This window comes from Salinicoccus sp. CNSTN-B1, from assembly GCF_054792835.1.
The window spans coordinates 687725-707520 of the sequence record NZ_JBTWMN010000004.1 but is presented as its reverse complement, the minus strand read 5'-3'; the positions used below and the strand labels follow the sequence as shown (position 1 = coordinate 707520).

The window sequence follows — 19796 nt, the reverse complement described above, 5'->3', positions numbered from 1 at the left end:
CATTTGGCGGGATTGCAGCCAAATACGGTTCATTCTTCAACGCATTGCTTTTAAGGATACCGACCTGGTCTATCATTGTTTCGCTTGTTTTCCTGTCCCTCATGCAAATCTTGGAAGGTTTCCTCACATTACAGATATACGATGGGAAGGAAGAGAATTATTTTTTCTTCACTATGCCATTGGTCATGACACTATTCATGCTGGCCTTAAAACACCATCAGATGGGGAAAAATTCTATTTTCACTAAAATTGGTGCGAATGCAGTGGGTATTTATGTATCCCATGTATTTATCATGGAGTGCATGCACATCCTCTTATACCGAATGGAATTGACCGCAGTGGAAGATTCCATCCTTTGGAAAGTGATGTTGACGCCCCTGGTACTTGTCATTGCCCTTGTCTTCTATCACCAATTGCAGAATGGGAAGAAGGCTTTAAAGTCCATCTATCGATAGAGGAATCAAGACAATATATAAAGGATAGCTGTAAGTCTACAACAACTGCAAATCACGACCTCACTTTGATCTCTATATCCATATGAAAACACCTTCGGAATGATGCGCGTTGCAACCTTCCGAAGGTGTCTTTGATTGAGGGTCATTTACGTAATTTGTTTAATTCGCTACGGGTTTTTTCTGATAAAGATGCCCCGATATCCATCAATTCAATCATATCCTTAAATGCCTGTTCAGGAATTGCGAGATCTTCTATTTTATCCTCGGTGAATTCCAGAATCGATATCATCTTCACGTCCGTCTGCTATCTTAGTGACAAATTCAGGTTCAGTGACAAATGGTGTGGACGCGCCTACCATATCAGCATACTCTATTCCTTCAAGTGCCTTATCAGGAGAATTGATACCACCAGTCGCCATGACAGCTGTCCGCCCGGCAATATGGTCATAGACCACTTTATTCATCAATTCCCCTTTATGTTTCCCTTGTCGAATTGTCTGCTTATAGATGTTTTTACCCCAACTTGCCGTAGTCAGATAATGGATGTCGGCCGCTTCCATTGCCCGGTCTATAAAATACAGGAACTCCTCGACACTATACCCCACTTCACTTCCACGTGTTTCTTCAGGAGTGCAGCGATATCCCAGAATAAATCCTTCAGGGGCTTCCGCTTCAATCACTCGCTGGACAGCCTCGAGCACTTCAATTCCAAAACGTATCCGGTTATCGAGGGTGTCTGCACCATATTCATCTTCACGCTTATTGGAGAACGTGGAGAGGAATGTCTGGATCAGCAAGCGTTGGGCCCCTGAAATTTCAACCCCGTCAAAACCAGCTTTGATCGCCCGTCTTGTGGCATCAGCGTATTGTGTGATCACATGATTGATCTTCCGCTTGCTCATCGCGATCACGGTGTGTTCTACTGGACTATTCAATTTCATCTCACTCGGACCATAGACGACCCCGAAGTCTTTGAGTGATATCTTCGAGAAGCGGCCTGCATGTGTCAGTTGAATGATTGCTTTTGCCCCATCTTTTTTCATAGCTTCTGCGACTTGCTTCAATCCTTCTATGCTGCGATCATCGTCAATGCTGAAGCCGTATTCGAACAGTTGGGCGTATTCCTCTATGTAGGCTGCGCCAGTGATCGCCATTGGGCAGAAGCGGCGCGCCTTTTCGCATAGGCGATGTCTTCTTCTGTCACATACCCTTCTTTAGTTGATGAATTTGTGATTATTGGTGATAAGACAAAACGGTTGTTCAATACGATTCCGTTAGACAATCTAACTGGCTCAAATAGCGGTCTATACTTTTTAGTCATAGTCATGGAATGGTTCCTCAATTTCATAAATTTAAGTTAATGGAGTTCCTGTTAAATTATCACCTGGTACAAATATTGTCAATTTGATAAATACTCGAATATTGATATAATGAAATCGGCATTTGAATCGCTTTAAAAACGCTTTATATCATTGTACATCGATACAGAAAGAGGGAAGAGTAATGAAGAAACGCAGCGAATTTTTATTTATCGAAAAGAGGATCAGACGTATACATTAAGTATGACGCCCGAATTGCAGGATGACATTGGTACGGTTGGTTTCGTGGAGTTTACAATGGGGGACGAACTTAAAAAAGATGACACGATATTGAGCCTTGAAGCCTCCAAGACAGTACTCGAATTGGAATCACCGATTGCGGGTAAAGTGGTGGCGCATAACGAGGCGGCAATCAGTGAACCGGCGCTCCTGAATTCCTCGAAATCCGAAGAGAATTGGATCGTTAAATTAACAGATATAGATGAAGATGTATTCAATCAACTCGAAGAAGCTTAAGGAAACCATGTGCAATAGGCAGAAGACTGGTTCATTCATATAGATGCCCTATTGTAACGCATCCACACTAAGGAGAAATATATGGATCAGAAAGTGCGACTTGATTATTTGATCGATTATTTGATGCGTGAAAATGGCAATACAAGCACAGATATTGAGGCAATTAAAAAAGATTCGTTCGAAGAAAAGCTTCACCTCTTCCAAGGGTTATGTAACATCAGGGAGCCAAAACCGGTGGATAATGCGTTCATTGAAGTTCAAGACGCTTTTTTGACCCAGTGGAATCATGAGCGGCCATTGACCACAATAAACGACCTTACAGCTGTCAGGCCGCAACTTTACATTTGGCAAGGGGATATTACCAGTTTAAAGGTAGACGCCATCGTCAATGCAGCCAACAGCAGATTGATCGGCTGTACCCGCGCGAATCATACATGTATTGACAACATCATCCATACACGGGCTGGTGCCCAACTGCGCCTTGCCTGTGCGGATATAATCAAATCCCAAGGGCGAAAAGAACCAGCAGGCAAAGCAAAAATAACTAAAGGGTACAATCTGCCGGCGGATTTCGTCATCCACACGGTAGGCCCCTTCATTGATGAGCGCGGTGTTTCTCCACTAAAAGAACGGCTATTGGCTTCATCTTACCGATCATCTCTTACCTTGGCAGATGAGCATCAGCTCTCGACAATTGCGTTTTGCTGCATTTCGACAGGTGAATTTAATTTCCCGAATCAACGTGCTGCTGAAATTGCTGTACACACCGTCAAATCTTATTTAGCAGAAACAGGAAGTGAGCTTGACGTTATCTTTAATGTTTTTAAAGATGAAGATTTCCGTATTTATCAATCGCTCTTTGAGCAGTCAGAATAGGTGATCATAATGCAACAAGTAGAAAATTACTGGAACACGTTATCAAATAGATCAGACATGTCCCAAGCGGACATGTTACATAATTTGATTGAAGAGTCTGAAGCAATCGTAATCGGTATCGGTGCAGGAATGTCTGCAGCGACTGGGTTTACATATGTTGGAGAGCGTTTTACAGACGCTTTTCCAGACTTCATCCAAAAGTACCGCCTCTTCGATATGCTTCAGGCAAGTCTATTCGAATTTGAAGATGTGCAGGAATATTGGGCGTTCCAGAGCCGCTTTTCATTGCTGAACTTCTTTGATCAGCCGACTGGAAAAGCGTATGTCGACTTAAAGGAAATTGTTGCCGAGAAAAACTATCACATCATTACAACAAACGCGGATAATGCTTTTTATGCAGCCGACTACGACATGGATAAAGTCTTTCGCATCCAAGGGGAATATGGTTTATGGCAATGCACCAGACATTGTCATCAACAAACCTATCAAAACGAAGCCCTTATCCGTCAGATGGTTGAAGAACAGAGTGATATGAAAGTGCCAGAAAGTCTCATCCCCTATTGCCCAGAGTGCGGCGCCCCCCTTGAAGTGAATAAACGCACTGAAGAAAAGGGTATGGTGGAAGATGCACACTTCCACGAACAAAAGCGGCGCTATGAACAGTTTTTGGCGCAAATCGAAGGCAGACGCACTTTATTCCTGGAGATTGGCGTCGGAAATACAACTCCACAATTCATTAAACATCCATTTCAGCGGATGACAGAAGAGAATCCAAAAGCACTTTTTGTCACGATGAACCAAAAAGATTATTTCATCCCGCATGCAGTTCGCCCTAGGACCATACGGATTGATGAAGATATTGAAGACGTCTTTCACGCTATAGCTGAAAGTAACGAATTGGGGGGGCGCTGATGTATTTAGTCATGCCTGAACGTGATGGCGAGTGGGTCTATGACCCAAGCGTCTCGATGGCCATCCAAGTATACGTAAAAGATCACTTGTTCCTGGACGACGATGTACTGTTTCCTTATATGATGGATCCTGTCGTCCAAATAGGAAAGTTTCAGAATGCCTATGAAGAAGTGAACCAGCCCTATATGGACGAACACAATATCCAGATGCTCCGCCGTGATACGGGTGGTGGCGCCGTTTATCTGGATGATCGGAATATGAGCTTTTGTTTCCTCTTCAATGGCGACAACAACATCTACAACAATTACGGTAAGTTATATGAACCGGCCATCAAGGCTTTAGAGAAATTGGGCGTTGAAAACCTAGAACAGCAGGGCCGAAATGATTTGACGGTGGACGGAAAGAAAATATCCGGTGCCGCCATGACACTCGAGAACGGGCGCATCTACGCAGGCTATTCCTTATTGCTTGACCCGAATTACGAAGCAATGGTCGCTGCACTGAATCCGAACCAGAAAAAAATTCAGTCCCATGGCATCAAGTCCGTCAGAAGCCGGGTCGATGCCATCCGCCCTCATCTTGCACCGGAATATCAATCCATGACAGTTTGGGAGTTCACCGATTACATGATATGTGAATTGCTTGGTATTGATCATATCGACCAGGCAAAGCGTTATGTATTAACGGAAGATGATTGGGGGCACATTGACCGTCTGGCTGCTGAAAAATACAGCAATTGGGACTGGACTTATGGAAGGTTCCAGCATTTTGAGTACGAAGTATCAGAGCGTTTTCCAATTGGTACGATCAATTTTGGCTTAAGCGTCGACCATGGCCGGATAACCGACATCCAGATTACGGGGGATTTCTTCGGCAAAAAGGATGTTAAAGAGATTGAGGAGGCACTTGTTGGCGTCCGCTTACGGAAAGACGATCTATTGCAGGCTCTGCAAGTATTTCATATCTCAGACTACTTTGGTGACATGACACCTGAGGATTTGGTGCGTGTCATCTTAAGCATCCCTGTGAAGTAAACAACATCAACAACCGGAAAGAAGGGTCCAATTGGTTAAGATAGGCGTTCTCGATTACGCACAAATTGACGAAGGTAAGAATGCCGCTGAAGCTCTACAGGAGACCGTCATCCTCGCGCGGCTGGCTGAATCGCTCGGATACGAACGATTTTGGGTAGCGGAACACCATAATGTCCCCGCTTTCGCCAACAGTTCGCCAGAAGTGCTTATGATGCGGCTGGCAGATGCCACAAGTACTATCCGCATTGGTTCCGGGGGTGTCATGTTGCCGCATTACAGCCCTTATAAAGTCGCTGAAAACTTTCGCATATTGGAAGCTTTCCATCCCAACCGAATCGATCTGGGGTTCGGCAACACGATCGGCACCCCGCTCGTCAATCGGACATTGAATGAAAATAAATCGCGCAAACTCCCATATGAACAAAGCGTTGCCGACCTGGTTCATTATTTAAGCGGGACAGTGGACGAAGCACACCGCTTCCATGGCATCACCGCCAATCCAGCCATTGAGACCGTACCGCAGATGTGGGCGTTATCGACCAGCATCAAAAGTGCTGAAATCGCCGCGGCATATGGCGCGGGATATACATTTGGTCTCTTCCCCTTCATCGGACCTGAAAAATTAAAAGCTGGGATTGAAGCTGCAAACATTTATCGGAAGACATTCAAACCTTCCCGGTTCATGACGAAATCAAAGGTCTCCATCGCACCGTTCGTCGCCATCGCTGAAACTGAAGAAGAAGCAGAGGCTTACGGTAAAGCGCTCGATCTCTGGCTGCTTGGCAAGGATGACTTTGGTGAACTGAAGGCCTTCCCTTCCGTAGACACAGCCCTGAACTACCCCTATTCAGCGAGGGATGAAGCAGTAGTCAAAGCAAACCGAAAGCGTATCATCGTCGGGAATAAGGAAAGTGTGCAGGAGGCGTTAAGTGAATTGATCGCTCAATTTGGCGCCGATGAAGTATTGCTGATTCCTTTGATCCCCGGCCTGGAGGCACGCAAAAATGCCTATCGGTTGCTTGCAGATATGGGCGAACATATATAAGAAAACGCCCTTATCTTCAAAACAGACTAAGCATGAAGCCAACTGATACGCATCTGTATATCAAAGCTGAAAATAAATGATTGATCCATATCAAATATAGTTTTAGATGGAGTCTTATATGTTCAACACTAATGAAAAAATAGTTTTAGGTCTTATCATTCTAATTTATTTTATCGCTTTATTTGTATTATCTTTGTATATGAAACGAAAAACCAAAACATATGAAGATTATAATGTCGCTGGACGATCCGTTTCCATTTTTCCATTGATACTGACGTTTGTGGGAACGGGTATTGGCGGCGCAACACTATTGGGATATATGGAAAATGGCTATAGTCTAGGAATGGGAGAACAATGGATACATATCACGATGTTCTTTGCCGTTATAATATTATCGTTATTTCTTCTTAAGCCAATCAGGCAGTTGGGCGAGAAGCATAACATGATCACAGTTGGAGACTATACTGCTTTAAGGTATGGAGAAAAAGCGCGTATTCCTACTGTCATCAGTTTTCTGTTTTCCTACTGTGCCATGACAGGGATGCAATTTGCTGCGATTGCCTCCATATTGAATCTGACCATCGGGTTGAACATGACTGTAGGCATCCTTATTGGATGGGCATTACTGACCGTAAAGACATATGTGGGCGGACTAAAAGCTGTCATTTGGCAGGACGTCATCCAAGGTACCATTTTGACATTGGGTATCATCCTGCTATTTATCATGGTTCTTAGATATTCCGGCGGGTGGCAAAATATTTCGGATAGTGCCAGTAAGGCAAATCAAAGTGAAATGTTGAATCCGCTTAACATTACCCCTGGTGAAATCATGATCTACCTTTTGACTTTGGCATTCTACCAATTCATCAGGCAAGATGTCTGGCAGCGCATTTGGGCCGCGAAAAGCATTAAAACAGCAAGAAGCGGCTATTGGATTTCGATGATCATTGCAGTAGCACTCGGATCCATTGTAATGACAATCGGGATATTCAGCCGTTTTGGTTTAAATCTCGGTACGATTGATCCCACGCTCGTCTACTATAATGTCATTGAAAATGTATTTCCTTTTTCCATTGTAGTCATTATGATCATTGCACTGCTTGCAGCGGTTATATCAAGTGCGGACTCTTTCTTTATTGCAGGATCGTCCTCCATTGTAAATGATCTTATCCGACCAAATGTGAAACATCCGACGGATAAGAAGATGTTGGCTTACAGTAGATTTTCCGTACTCATAGTGTCGGCTATTGCGCTTGTATTGACCTTAACCATTCCAGGACTCGTCAATCTGATGGTGACAGGTACTGCAATGTCGGTTTCCGGTTTATTGGCACCCGTCATATTTGGCCTATTCTGAAAAAGCCAACAGGAATCGCCGGCCTATCCGCTATGTGGACAGGTCTTGGTTCCGCAGTCATTTGGCAAGTTCTAGGCCATCCTTTTGGTATCCATCCTATTATGATCGGTTTACCACTATCAACTGCAGTACTATTGGTTATGACGGTGTTAACGAAAGATACGGAAAATGAAAGCTTATTGATGAAAGCCAAATAACCTGATTCAACGCTTAAAGAGGCGCTTACAATAAATGTGGCGATCTTGAAAAGTCTAGATTATAGAGTAGAGAAATCTACTCTTTTTTATGCGCTTTTCTACAATGTTTTTTGTAATAAAAAAAGCCCATACGAACGGGCTCTTTATATTGTTCTTATAACAAACTCTTTTAAAGTTTCACTATATATAATTGTCTTTGCGCGAAAATAACGTCTAATGGTTTAATGTTGAAAAAGTAAAATTCAGATCTTTAGCGAGCTACGAAAACCCCTTGCAGCATAATAGGAGTCCGCCCCATTATGGTATACAAATACGGTCTCGTAGCGGTAGTCACAAAAAATGGCCCCGCCAAGCTTCCTAATACTATCAGGTGTTTTCACCCAACTCGATGTTTTCGCATCGAAGTTTCCAAGTTCTTGCAACTGCCTATATTCTTTTTCCGTTAGAAGCTCAATTCCCATAGCATCAGCCATATCAACAGCATTATTTTCTGGTTTATGTTTCTTCCTTGACTCCAATGCCTCGCGATCGTAACAAACACTTCTGCGACCTTTAGGACTTTCCGCTGAACAGTCGTTAAAAATGTATTCACCCGTGTCGTTGTCAAAACCAACAACATCCGGTTCACCGCCTGTTCTTTCCATCTCATTGAGAGACCACAGTTTATTGGTACTGGCTAGCAACCTCTCTTGGACGTTGGCCCATTCTAATCCTTTATGGCGGTCCATGTTTTTCTCAAATCGGTCTTGCAGTACTCTGAATAACTCTTCCCGCTGCTCCAGTGACAACTCTTTTCCATTATTTATTTTATTATCCTTTGACATTATTAGCCCCCTATTGTACTTACTTGAAATGGTTTAATTGCAGTGTTGCCATGTTTTAAACGGTATTATTTCCGCAAGATTTTTTCCATCGCTTTTCCCCTTGCCAACTCATCGATCAACTTATCCAAGTAGCGAATTTCCTGCATTGTTGTTTCCTCAATATCTTCAACTCGGACGCCACAAATCATACCTTTAATTAAAGTCCGCGAAGGATTCATTTGGGGGCTTCTTCAAAGAAAGACTCAAAGTCTATCTGTTCTTCCAGTTGCACTTCCAACTCTTCTTGGCTATATCCCGTCAACCAACGGAGGATTTCATCAACTTCAGCTTTTGTACGTCCTTTTTTCTCTGCCTTCGTCACATACAGGGGATAGACTTTTGCGACACTCATTGTATAAATCTTATGTTTGGTCATATTACACCCCTTCTTTTATGTCACGTCTATTATATCCTAGATAGCCTATTATCATCAAAAGGATGCTAACCACAGTTATTGTAATGAAAACTGTTGCATCAAAATCCTCCATTGGCATTCTTGGAAGCCAACTTTGGATGGCTGTTTTTGATAAGCCTTCTGGTAAATCCAGGATACCGCCAAAATAATTCAGCATAAAGGAATAGATGAGATAAATATACACGGCTTTACCGAATTTCGGCACCCATCCTAGGACTAGAGCGGCTAGACCAATAAAGAATAGTACGGACGGCAGGAAATTGTAGCCCGCAACAAGGAAATCAATTAAATCCATCGTCCCATCGTCTCCCATGGCATTAATTGCTGTGCCACCAAGACCACCTGAGGCTAGTAAAATACCTACTATACCTGAAATAACAGCTAAACCAATGCTAGTCCAATATAATCGGCTGCGGGTCATTTTTGTTGCATAAAGCTGACTCAAGCGTAATCGACTCTCTTCAGAAAAAAGTTTATTGACTATAGCAATCGGTAGAATGGCGACCAAACTAATCAGAACCATCATAATCGTACTGGTGAATGATTCCTCAATAGAAATGCCTGAATGTGTAAACATTTGTTTTACCACTTCGCTGCTTTCCAGGAAAGTTTGCATGTCTCCATAGATCGAGCCATAAGCCGCGCCCATAACAACAAAGGTGACGAACCAACTAATGATAGTGCCTTTGTTGAGCTTGATGAACAACCCACGAACAGACAACAATGACTTTTTGGCATTTGCTCGCCCCTCTCTTTCAGGTAAATAACCAGCGCCCATATCACGAGCTCCTTCAAGTGCAAAAGCAATGATTGCAATGATTACGCTAAATATCAAAGCAAAAACTAGCGGCAGCCAATTATTTTCTGTAAAGGGATAAGTTAAATAAGTCCATCCAAGCGGATTAATCATCGATAAATTCGTATTCGATATATCTGTGGCAGCACGAACAATATAGAGCAAACCAATCAATCCTAAGGACGAACCTGTCGTTGCTGATGAAGTTGGCATAATCTGTGCCATCAAAAGAGCAATACCGGCACCGATCATTCCCGCCATTCCAATCGATGCGCCGAATAAAAAGGATCCTTGAGCATTAATCGTATCAGCGCCAAAGCTTATCATAATAATGGCAATAAAAAGCGCCAATAAAAAATTTATGAAGATTGTTTCTGTCATCGTAGCGAAAGAATTTGCTTGACGACCGACCTCAAATGACCGCACGAGTTCTGTGAGACCAAGATCTTCTTCTTTTCGTGTATGGCTTACCACATGCAAGACTGAGATGATCATCGCAAATAAGCTACAAAACAATAACATATTTTGAGCGTAAAATGCCCCTAATGTGTAACCAGCAGCTGCTTCTATAGGTGTAGGGCCAACCATGGATATCATGGCAGGATTTTTTAATGTTTCGTACATTCCGATTAAACCTTGCCCCTTGGTGATTTCTTCAAAGGCTGGTACATATGCAGCTGAAAACAAACCAAGCCCTGCTATCCATATAATCATTTTTTTCCAATCACGTTTTAGATATTGTAAAAACAATATGTTCCAACGTGCTAATTTTTGTATCATCATCTCATCCCCCTTCAAGCTACCTAGCCTTCATAATGACGCATGAACAAATCTTCAAGTGTTGGTGGTATAGATTCAAACTTTTTGACGCCTAACTTGCTTGCTTTCATTAGGATATCATCGAAGTATTGGTTGTCCGCCGAAAATGTCGCCTGATTATCTTTTTGTTCGAAATTAAAGACACCTTCTAGATTGGCTATTTCAGACACGTCACCGCCTGTTTCTAAAGTTATTGTAGAACGGGTCAAATGACGCAATTCATCAAGGGTCCCCGCTTCTACAATTTCACCTTGGCGGATAATGACAACTTTATCCGCCAAGCGTTCTACCTCACTCAAAATATGAGAGGATAACAGAATAGCTTTACCTGATTCTTTAATCTTTTCGACTTCTTCCTGGAAAATTTGCTCCATCAAAGGATCAAGTCCAGAAGTTGGCTCATCAAAAATATACAAATCTGAATCGACAGATAAAGCCGCTATCAAACCAACCTTTTGGCGGTTTCCCTTAGAGTATGTTTTGGCTTTTTTCTTGGGATCCAATTCAAAGCGGTCAATTAAATAATCACGCTTTTTCTTGTTTCCGCTGCCATGCAACTTCATAAACAGATCCATAATTTCACCACCTGTCAGATTGCCCCATAGCGAGACATCCCCAGGGACATATGATATCCGTTTGTGAATCTCAATACTCTCTTTCCAAACATCCTTACCGAATATTTCTGCAATACCGGCATCTCGCTTGATAATACCCAATAAAATACGAACGGTTGTTGATTTGCCAGACCCATTAGGGCCAATAAAACCGACAACTTCACCGGCAGAGACCTGGAAGGTCACATCACTCAATGCCTGAAATTTACCAAACTTCTTTTGTAAGCCTTGTACTTTCACAATTTCAGTCATAATTTTTATACTCCCCTTTTGTTGTTTTTAATGTTTTAAAAACGGCCTTTTTAAAAATAGGTGATTTTAATTTCTTATTGGGTACCGTTTAAAAAACATCGATGGACTTCCTTAAGTTTATAGTCTTTCTTGTTTGGTTGAATATATGGTTCCAAATATCCTTGGATCTCCTTCCTATTTATAAAAACTATGCTTCAATATCTCAGAATAACTTTTCCATTCTTTGAGATATTGTTCTCCAAATTCACTGATGTTTTCAAATGTGTCTACTTGACTTAAGCCTTTCTCCCCAAATCCAAACATTGTCCAATTCAGGATTTCTATCGCCTTCCCAATATCAATATCTTCACGAAACATGGAATAATCAATGTTTTCATACATCCTCTTAGTGCTTTCATCATAAACGGGGTCAATCTTTTCTTTAATGATGTCCCTTACTTCAGCCGATTCCTCTTGTTTGGCGGAAATGAGAAAATCAAATACTTGTGGAAATTTTTGTTGAATACAAAGTTTTTTTATCCCTATATTTTCTATTCTTTTAAATATATCCGCTTCATTCAAATCGATTTGCTCAATGATCCCTTCAATGATCTGCACACAGTACTCTATCAAATATATATACAGAACCTTCTTGCTGTTAAAATAGTTAAACAGTGAACCTTTGGAAATTTCGGCTTTCTTTACGATTTCATTTGTAGATGCTCTTTCAAAACCGCTTTGGACAAATTCCCTCATTGCCGCATTGATTATGTCTTCTTGCTTATTTGGTTTTAAGTTCATGAACTTGGAATAGATGATGGTGATCTCCTTTCACCCAAATTTATAATGACCACTGCGGTCAATATTAGTATAACCTGAATGACCGAAATGGTCAATCAGTAATGCAAATCACGATTCCAACTCCTTATCATGCAAATTAAAAGAGCCTATTTTAATTTACAGCAATCAAAATAGACTCTTTTTCCACAGTATTAAATTTCACCCATCATCTACTCTAAAAAATTCATTCCCATAAAAAAAAACGGGGTCTGCTCATCAGCAAACCCCGTTCTATTACGCATTATTTACTTCGGCTTACATCATGCCCGGCATGCCGCCGCCCATGCCGCCCATGTCTCCGCTGCCATTCTCTTCTGGAATATCGGCAACTACTGCTTCTGTAGTCAGGAACATAGCAGCGACTGAACCGGCGTTCTGTAGTGCGGAACGTGTTACTTTTGTCGGATCGACGATACCTGCATCGATCATGTTGACCCACTCGTCGGTTGCCGCATTGAATCCGATTCCGACTTCCTGGGATTTGAGGCGTTCAACGATGACTGAACCTTCAAGGCCAGCGTTTTCGACGATCTGGCGAATCGGTGCCTCAAGTGCCTTCAATACGATTTTGACGCCTGTTTCCACATCGCCTTCGGCTTTGATTTCAGATACTTTATTGTAGATGTTGACCAGTGCTGTACCGCCACCGGCTACAATGCCTTCTTCGACTGCAGCGCGTGTGGAGTTGAGGGCATCTTCGATGCGCAGTTTACGTTCTTTCATTTCCGTTTCAGTGGCAGCACCTACTTTGACTACTGCTACACCACCGGATAGTTTGGCAAGACGCTCTTGGAGCTTCTCTTTATCAAAGCTTGACGTTGTATCTTCAATCTGTGACTTGATCTGGCCGATGCGCGCTTCGATATTATCTTTCTCACCGGCACCTTCTACGATTGTCGTGTTATCTTTGGTCACGTTGACTTTAGATGCTGTACCGAGCATATCAACCGTTGCTTCCTTCAAGTCAGAACCGAGATCTTCTGTGATGACTTGCGCGCCTGTCAGTACGGCGATGTCTTCAAGCATTGCTTTACGACGGTCTCCGAAACCAGGTGCTTTGACTGCGATTGCAGTGAATGTACCGCGCAGCTTGTTGAGTACCATATTCGCCATGGCGTCGCCTTCTACATCATCAGCGATGATGAGAATCGGACGGGACTGCTGGACAATCTGTTCAAGCAATGGCAGAACATCCTGGAAGTTGGAGATCTTCTTGTCTGTCACAAGGATATAAGGGTTATCCAAGTCTGCAATCATCTTCTCGGAATCCGTCACCATGTATGGAGATGTATAACCGCGGTCGAACTGCATCCCTTCAACGACTTCAAGTTCTGTTTTGAACCCACGGGACTCTTCGATTGTGATGACCCCATCATTACCGACTTTTTCCATTGCTTCTGAGATGTACTCGCCGATTTCCGGGTCATCTGCAGAAATTGCGCCGACTTGTGCAATGGATTCTTTATCCTGCACTGGACGGGAAATGTTCTTCAGCTCTTCTACCGCCACTTCGACCGCTTGGGAAATACCAGCACGGATACCGACCGGGTTGGCACCGCTCGTTACGTTCTTCAGGCCTTCCTGGATCATCGCCTGAGCCAGGACAGTTGCAGTTGTCGTACCGTCACCAGCGATTTCATTCGTCTGGTTGGCCACTTCAGCGACTAGTTTTGCACCCATATTTTCATAAGTGTCTTCAAGTTCTATTTCTTTTGCGATTGTTACACCATCATTTGTGATGAGTGGGGATGTGAATGATTTGTCCAGAACGACGTTTCGTCCTTTTGGCCCCAATGTCACTTTTACAGCATTCGCCAATTTATCGACACCGGCGAGCATGGACTGTCTTGCATCTTCAGAGAATTTCAGTTCTTTAGCCATTACTTTTCATTCCTCCTGCGTAGTTTCTTTATATGGATATTTCTTTAGTTCATTTCATTTTGATTAGTTGATGACAGCAAGGATATCGGATTCGGAAAGGATCAGATAATCTTTGCCTTCATGTTTCACTTCAGTACCTGCAAACTTGGAATACATCACACGGTCGCCTTCTTTTACTTCAGGCTCGACACGGTTGCCGTTATCCAGAACCAGACCAGGTCCAGCTGCTACGACTGTGCCCTCCTGTGGTTTCTCTTTGGCGGATTCCGTCAGAATGATGCCGCTTTTTGTAGTTTCTTCCTTTTGGGTCAAATCAACGATGACTCTGTTGCCTAATGGTTTTAACACGTAAAAGCCCTCCTTTGAAATAGTACAGATGTTTTTAGCACTCGAGCATTCAAAGTGCCAACAATTAAATAATAATCAAAATTGGTCAATAATGCAAGTGTTTTCTCTTTGCTTTAACCACATTCTTTTTTATTGTAGAATAGCAGTATTGAAAAATGGAGGGCTTATCTTGAGAAAGCTATATAGTGCGTTAATCATCGTCATATTCCTCGCCGTGCAATTTGCGGTTGTACCCGTATCAATCATCATGGCGTTCATCAATCCATCAATTACAGAAGAAGAGCTGCTTAGCGGCGTACTCCCTTATCAGGTCGGTGCATTCGCCTTGGGAGTTGTGGCTGTCATTATTGTCGGAAGACTCCACAGCAATAAAAACCGGATAGAGCGCGGGCCCCAATCAGATATGCCTGTGACTTTCGCCTGGATCGTCGGAGGCGTGTTCTTGGCATACGCCACTCAGATAATCGCCGGCCTCATCAACACCAATATCCTCGGCAATCCAATGGAAAGTGAAAATACGATGGGCATCGTGGATATGATAGAAAATGCCCCCTACATGATCCTTGTCGTTGCGCTGTTCGGCCCCATCCTGGAAGAATACGTCTTCAGACGGGCCATATTCGCTGAAATCTACGAGGTGATCCCAGGACCGAGAATCGTCGGTTTTCTTGTAGCCGGGCTGCTCAGTGGTTTTGTATTCGCCATCGCCCATTGGGATTTCACCCATATACTGATCTATGTCGTCATGGCATACACATTCAGTTTTCTATATGTCATCAGCGGCAGATTACTGGTCCCGATCATGGTCCATATGATCATGAACGGTATCGTCGTCATATTACAGCTGACGTTCAAGGATTATATAGAGCAGATTGAAGAAATGCGGAATGGTCTCAACATCATTTTCCCGCTTCTATTCTGAGAATGACGCCCGGACCATTACAGTCCGGGGCGTTCGTATATTCCGGGGCATATGCCATTCACCCCCATGCCTTTAAGTTTTCAAATGTTTTTTTTCAACCACCCGACCCCGCACTGACTCCGAGTCTTGCCTCACATGTTTCAATCACTTTTTTCAATGCAGTGATCCTCGCATATTTCTTATTGTTTCCGGGGATCACATGCCACGGGGCAAAAGCGGTATGTGTCTTTCTGATCATATCTTCCGACGCCTCGACGTACAACTCCCATTTCTCCCTATTCCGCCAATCTTCATCGGTCAGCTTCCATTGCTTGTCCGGGTCCTCTTCACGGCTCTCAAAACGTTCAAGCTGTTCATCCTTATCCAAGGACAGGAAGAATTTGATGATGATCGCCCCTGAATTGTACAGCGATTTCTCGAAGGCCTTGATTTCCTCGTAGGATTGCTGCCATTCCTGTTTTGAAGCCAGTCCTTCAATGCGTTCCACCAGTACCCGGCCGTACCAGCTCCGGTCGTAGAAGGCCACATGGCCGCTTCTCGGAAGAGCTGTGGCAAACCGCCATAGATAATGATGGCGAAGCTCCACATCAGTCGGGGCACCGGTTGCATTGACCGTATAGCCGGTCGGATCCAGATGCTCTCGGATGCGTTTGATATTTCCGCCCTTGCCGGCTGCGTCCATACCCTCATAGACGAGGATGAGCGGCACCTTTTCCTTGTAGAGTTGGAATTGGATTTCCCTCATCCTAGACTGCAGATCAGGGAGGATGGCTTTATAGTCTTTACGGCTGATCTTTTCATCCTCAAAATTAAAGTCAAAGCACTCTGCTTCATAATTTTTTGTAAAATCACCATCGACTACTTCTTCCTGTGTCTGATCTTCTCTCTCCAGACGTGCTTCAAGACGTTCGACAACTGTGGAGAACAAAGCGTTGACCGCGCCGCCTTTATCCTCAAAGTCGATGACGGTCCACGGACACCCGGTCGGCATGTCCAAAAACTTTTTCATTTCCTTGATGTAGTCTGTTTTGTCCAGCTGTTCCTCAAATTCTTCAGCTTTCCATTTAAGTATCGGGTTATCCTTCAGCTTTTGTATATGCCGTGCCCTGACCGCTTCTGGAGCATCAATATAGAGTTTGATGATTTCATAGCCATTATCCGTCAGCATCTGTTCGAAGTGCTTCATGTCCTGTCTGATGTCGGCATATCCCGTCCGGATATTTTCCTTGATGCCATACGACTTATAATTGATGTACTGGGCATACCAGCTTCTGAAGTGGATGTTGATGTCCCCGGCTTTAGGCAGATGGTTCCAGAACCGCTGCAGAAAAGGGTATCTGAGATCGATATCCCTGGGCGGACGCGTGGCCATGAAGTTTGTATATTTTGCATCCAATGCCATGTATAAAGCATTTGCCAGCCGCGACTTCCCGGAGGCCGGGGGCCCTTCTATCACAATCATCAACGGGATGCCCCGCTTCTTCGTCTCCCGCGTGAGTTCCCCAAACGATTTTCCAGTGCTTCATCAAATTCTGCCATGCTATCGCTCCTTTCTTTCCGTTATAGATGTGTACCCTTAATTTCCATTATCTGAACATACAGAAGATAATGGAATCTATGTTACTATATTGTTAGAAACTGATAAGGGGATGAACTGATGGTACATACGTTTTCGGAATATGAATATGAAAGACCCGATATCAAAAAGATAGCGGCGGAAGTCGACACACTGCTTGAAGAGTTTAAGGAAAAGGATTCGGCGGATGCTCAAGCCGAGGTCATCGACCGCCTTAACACATACTTCAATCACCTCTCCACGATGAGTAATCTGGCGCTTATCCGTTCGACAATAGATACAAGGGATGCATTTTACGATAAAGAGCGGAATTTCTTCGATGAATACGGCCCAGCCATCCAGGAGATCGATTTCAAATACTACCAGACGCTCATTGCCAGCCCCTATAGAAGTGAGTTGGAACAGCGCTACGGCAAGCAACTTTTCTCATTGGCTGAAAAAGCCGTCAAAGGATTCGACCCTAAAGTCAAATCCCTCCTTCAAAAAGAGAACAAGCTTGATTCGGAATACTCCAGACTGCTCGCTTCAGCAGAAATCGAATTCGATGGAAAGGTCCTCAACCTATCGGAATTCGGACCCTACGCCCAACATACTGACCGTCAAATGCGTCGATCAGCCACTGAAGCGGTCCAAGGATTCATGGGGACGCATCTGGATAAAATCGACCAGATTTATGACGACCTGGTTAAGACGCGCCACCAGATTGCGGTGGAGCTCGGCTACAAAAACTTCATCGAACTCGGTTATATCCGCATGAACCGCATCGATTATGACAGTGATATGGTACAGAACTTCAGGGATCAGGTTGCAGAACATGTCGTGCCACTCGTCACTGAACTTAAGGAGAGGCAGCGTAGGCGGATTGGTGTCGAGAAACTGAAGATATATGATGAATCATTCGATTTTACAACCGGTAATGCTGTGCCCAAAGGGGATACCGAAGATATCCTGCAGGCGGGCGAAAATATGTATCTTGAATTATCCAAGGAAACTGGTGAATTCTTTAAGTTCATGAGGCAGCGCGAACTGTTTGATGTTGAGGCCAAAAAAGGAAAAGAAGGCGGCGGGTACTGCACTTTCATACCAGACTACTCCTCCCCTTTCATCTTCTCCAACTTCAACGGCACCCTTGATGATGTGACCGTTTTGACGCACGAAGCGGGTCATGCGTTCCAAAGCTATATGTCAAGCGGCTTCGAGGTGCCGGAGTATCAGTTCCCGACTCTTGAATCTGCAGAGATCCATTCCATGAGCATGGAGTATTTCACATATCCGTGGATGGAACAGTTCTTCAAGGAGGATACTGATAAATTCAAATACACGCACATGGCGGATAACATTTCTTTCCTGCCTTACGGAGTTGCCATAGATGAATTCCAGCACATCGTCTATGAGCATCCTGAACTGTCTCCAGCAGAACGGCGACAAGAATGGCAGAAACTCGAAGACAAGTATTTGCCGCATCGTGATTACGATGGCATAGAACCGCTTGCAAGTGGCGCTTTTTGGCATAAACAGGGGCATGTCTTCAGCGATCCGTTCTACTATATCGACTATACCCTTGCACAAGTCTGTGCCATGCAATTCTGGAAGCGTGCCAATGAGGATTTCGATGGCGCATGGAGCGACTACATCAACCTGTGCCGTCTCGGTGGCTCATTGCCGTTCAATGCACTGGTTGAAGAAGCAAATCTCATCTCGCCTTTTGAAGATGGTTGCCTACAATCGGTCGTTAAAGAAGCGGAAGGCTATCTCAATTCGATTGATGACAGTGCACTATAGATTGAAACGCCCATTTCTCATCGAAATGGGCGTTTCAATCTTTTTTTATGGACGTATGATGCAGACCATTTCTGCACATTCACTCTACTGCCAACTTCAACAATTTTGGTGTTCCAGCTTAGTCAGCTCTAAGGATTCTTGAGCACATCAGTTTGTTGACCCGTTCATCCAACAAGTTCAACTCTTCAACAGGAGCACCTGGGTGCAATGAAATACCTTCCAGTATATCACCATGGTCATAACGATAGAACTTAGGTGCCGAGGCAGTTCCTGTAATGTTTTGCTTGGCAGGAGCGCTTTCATCATACTGTTCTGTTTCTCTAGTACTGTCCTGGGGTGGGTTCTTCGGAGAAGGTGCATTGTCACCATCTCTCACCCCGCTTTGTACAGTCCCCTTCTCTTCGGCAGCAGGCATTCCGGCATCTTCAGATTCTTCTTCGTTCGAGGGTTCGGCTTTGGGTCTATCAGTTGACCCTTCTCTATTCTCCGCTACACCTCCAGTTGGTTCTGGAGCAGCTGGTTCCTCTGAAGTTGATTCTGGTTCTTCTATCATATATTCAGCATCTTCCACTATTGAATCAGCGATGGGCGGGGCTTCTCCTGTGGAAGGTTCAGATGTATCCGGTGTGTTTTCCCATATTTCTCCGCTCTCTTCTTCTGAAGAGGGAGCAGATTCCGCTTCTTTTTGTCCTCTGCTGCACGCTTATGAATTGCTTCTTCCTGACTCTGTTCCGGCTCTGTCTGTATCAGTAGCCCTTCTTCAGGTTCGACGGCAGGTGTTTCCGGCGCTTGCACTGCATCTTCCTGATCAGGCGTGTCTTTTATCATATCTTCCTGCCCGGGGGCCTCTTCTGCAGATGGCGCTTCATGGCCTCCCTCCGCATCTTCATCTACTTGTTCTGCCTCCATGACAGCATTTGTATTAATGGCAAACAGGGTGGATATCATCAAAAGCGATGAAATGCCCAGCCTTATTGTTCTATCTATCAATTCAATGC

Annotated in this window: 17 protein-coding genes and 3 pseudogenes; 9 read left to right on the top strand and 11 right to left on the bottom strand. The window is 43.9% G+C overall.

Features of this window, described 5'->3' with window-relative positions:
- Window positions 1-11 precede the first annotated feature (11 nt).
- Complete coding sequence (locus ACYF68_RS04125; RefSeq protein ID WP_461047484.1) at window positions 12-455, top strand: acyltransferase family protein; 444 nt, start codon at window positions 12-14, stop codon at window positions 453-455.
- 142 nt (window positions 456-597) lie between these two features.
- Here ACYF68_RS04125 and ACYF68_RS04120 read toward each other — a convergent pair.
- Window positions 598-1776, bottom strand: a pseudogene (locus tag ACYF68_RS04120) (NADH-dependent flavin oxidoreductase).
- Between the two features lie 182 nt (window positions 1777-1958).
- Between ACYF68_RS04120 and ACYF68_RS04115 the strand changes: the two are divergent.
- The 6 genes and pseudogenes from ACYF68_RS04115 (at window position 1959) to ACYF68_RS04090 (ending at window position 7514) form a co-directional block, all read left to right on the top strand.
- A pseudogene (locus ACYF68_RS04115) lies at window positions 1959-2290 on the top strand (glycine cleavage system H family protein).
- A gap of 81 nt (window positions 2291-2371) precedes the next feature.
- Window positions 2372-3166, top strand: a complete 795-nt coding sequence (locus ACYF68_RS04110; protein WP_461045472.1) for a protein-ADP-ribose hydrolase — start codon at window positions 2372-2374, stop codon at window positions 3164-3166.
- Window positions 3167-3175: 9 nt separating this feature from the next.
- Window positions 3176-4078 (top strand): SIR2 family NAD-dependent protein deacylase, encoded by a 903-nt coding sequence (locus ACYF68_RS04105; RefSeq protein ID WP_461045471.1) that lies wholly within the window; start codon window positions 3176-3178, stop codon window positions 4076-4078.
- A complete protein-coding gene (locus ACYF68_RS04100; protein WP_461045470.1) occupies window positions 4078-5112 on the top strand; it encodes a lipoate--protein ligase in 1035 nt (344 codons plus the stop codon). Before ACYF68_RS04105 ends, ACYF68_RS04100 begins: the two co-directional genes overlap by 1 nt.
- Before the next feature lie 31 nt (window positions 5113-5143).
- Window positions 5144-6157, top strand: coding sequence for an LLM class flavin-dependent oxidoreductase (locus ACYF68_RS04095; RefSeq protein ID WP_461045469.1), 1014 nt, complete (start codon window positions 5144-5146; stop codon window positions 6155-6157).
- 106 nt (window positions 6158-6263) lie between these two features.
- Window positions 6264-7514 carry a sodium:solute symporter family protein gene (locus ACYF68_RS04090; protein WP_461045468.1) on the top strand — a complete coding sequence of 417 codons (1251 nt, stop codon included), beginning with the start codon at window positions 6264-6266 and terminating at the stop codon, window positions 7512-7514.
- Between the two features lie 439 nt (window positions 7515-7953).
- Here ACYF68_RS04090 and ACYF68_RS04085 read toward each other — a convergent pair whose 3' ends face one another.
- The 7 genes and pseudogenes from ACYF68_RS04085 to groES all read right to left on the bottom strand — a co-directional run bounded on the left by ACYF68_RS04085 (window position 7954) and on the right by groES (window position 14518).
- Window positions 7954-8535: a DUF4256 domain-containing protein gene (locus tag ACYF68_RS04085; RefSeq protein ID WP_461045467.1), complete on the bottom strand. Its 582-nt coding sequence runs from the start codon at window positions 8533-8535 to the stop codon at window positions 7954-7956.
- Window positions 8536-8600: 65 nt separating this feature from the next.
- Window positions 8601-8950 (bottom strand): annotated as a pseudogene (locus ACYF68_RS04080) (DUF2200 domain-containing protein).
- A gap of 1 nt (window position 8951) precedes the next feature.
- Window positions 8952-10568, bottom strand: coding sequence for an ABC transporter permease (locus ACYF68_RS04075; RefSeq protein ID WP_461045466.1), 1617 nt, complete (start codon window positions 10566-10568; stop codon window positions 8952-8954).
- A 20-nt stretch (window positions 10569-10588) separates the two neighbouring features.
- Window positions 10589-11470 carry an ABC transporter ATP-binding protein gene (locus ACYF68_RS04070; protein WP_461045465.1) on the bottom strand — a complete coding sequence of 294 codons (882 nt, stop codon included), beginning with the start codon at window positions 11468-11470 and terminating at the stop codon, window positions 10589-10591.
- 174 nt (window positions 11471-11644) lie between these two features.
- Window positions 11645-12250: a TetR/AcrR family transcriptional regulator gene (locus tag ACYF68_RS04065; protein ID WP_461045464.1), complete on the bottom strand. Its 606-nt coding sequence runs from the start codon at window positions 12248-12250 to the stop codon at window positions 11645-11647.
- A gap of 294 nt (window positions 12251-12544) precedes the next feature.
- Window positions 12545-14170 (bottom strand): chaperonin GroEL, encoded by a 1626-nt coding sequence (gene groL / locus ACYF68_RS04060; RefSeq protein ID WP_461045463.1) that lies wholly within the window; start codon window positions 14168-14170, stop codon window positions 12545-12547.
- A 63-nt stretch (window positions 14171-14233) separates the two neighbouring features.
- A complete protein-coding gene (gene groES / locus ACYF68_RS04055; RefSeq protein ID WP_344704083.1) occupies window positions 14234-14518 on the bottom strand; it encodes a co-chaperone GroES in 285 nt (94 codons plus the stop codon).
- A gap of 169 nt (window positions 14519-14687) precedes the next feature.
- Between groES and ACYF68_RS04050 the strand changes: the two genes are divergently transcribed.
- On the top strand, window positions 14688-15440 hold the full coding sequence (locus tag ACYF68_RS04050; protein ID WP_461045462.1) for a lysostaphin resistance A-like protein: 753 nt from the start codon (window positions 14688-14690) through the stop codon (window positions 15438-15440).
- Between the two features lie 94 nt (window positions 15441-15534).
- Here ACYF68_RS04050 and ACYF68_RS04045 read toward each other — a convergent pair whose 3' ends face one another.
- Complete coding sequence (locus tag ACYF68_RS04045; protein ID WP_461047482.1) at window positions 15535-16902, bottom strand: phosphate--AMP phosphotransferase; 1368 nt, start codon at window positions 16900-16902, stop codon at window positions 15535-15537.
- A gap of 195 nt (window positions 16903-17097) precedes the next feature.
- Between ACYF68_RS04045 and ACYF68_RS04040 the strand changes: the two genes are divergently transcribed.
- Complete coding sequence (locus tag ACYF68_RS04040) at window positions 17098-18798, top strand: M3 family oligoendopeptidase (protein ID WP_461045461.1); 1701 nt, start codon at window positions 17098-17100, stop codon at window positions 18796-18798.
- Window positions 18799-18916: 118 nt separating this feature from the next.
- On the opposite strand, the gene ACYF68_RS04035 is transcribed toward ACYF68_RS04040, so the two are convergent.
- Together ACYF68_RS04035 and ACYF68_RS04030 are read right to left on the bottom strand one after the other, a co-directional pair.
- Window positions 18917-19351 (bottom strand): hypothetical protein, encoded by a 435-nt coding sequence (locus ACYF68_RS04035; protein WP_461045460.1) that lies wholly within the window; start codon window positions 19349-19351, stop codon window positions 18917-18919.
- A gap of 17 nt (window positions 19352-19368) precedes the next feature.
- The gene (locus ACYF68_RS04030) at window positions 19369-19788 is read right to left on the bottom strand and encodes a hypothetical protein (RefSeq protein ID WP_461045459.1); all 420 of its coding nucleotides are present in this window, start codon (window positions 19786-19788) and stop codon (window positions 19369-19371) included.
- Between the last annotated feature and the right edge of the window lie 8 nt (window positions 19789-19796).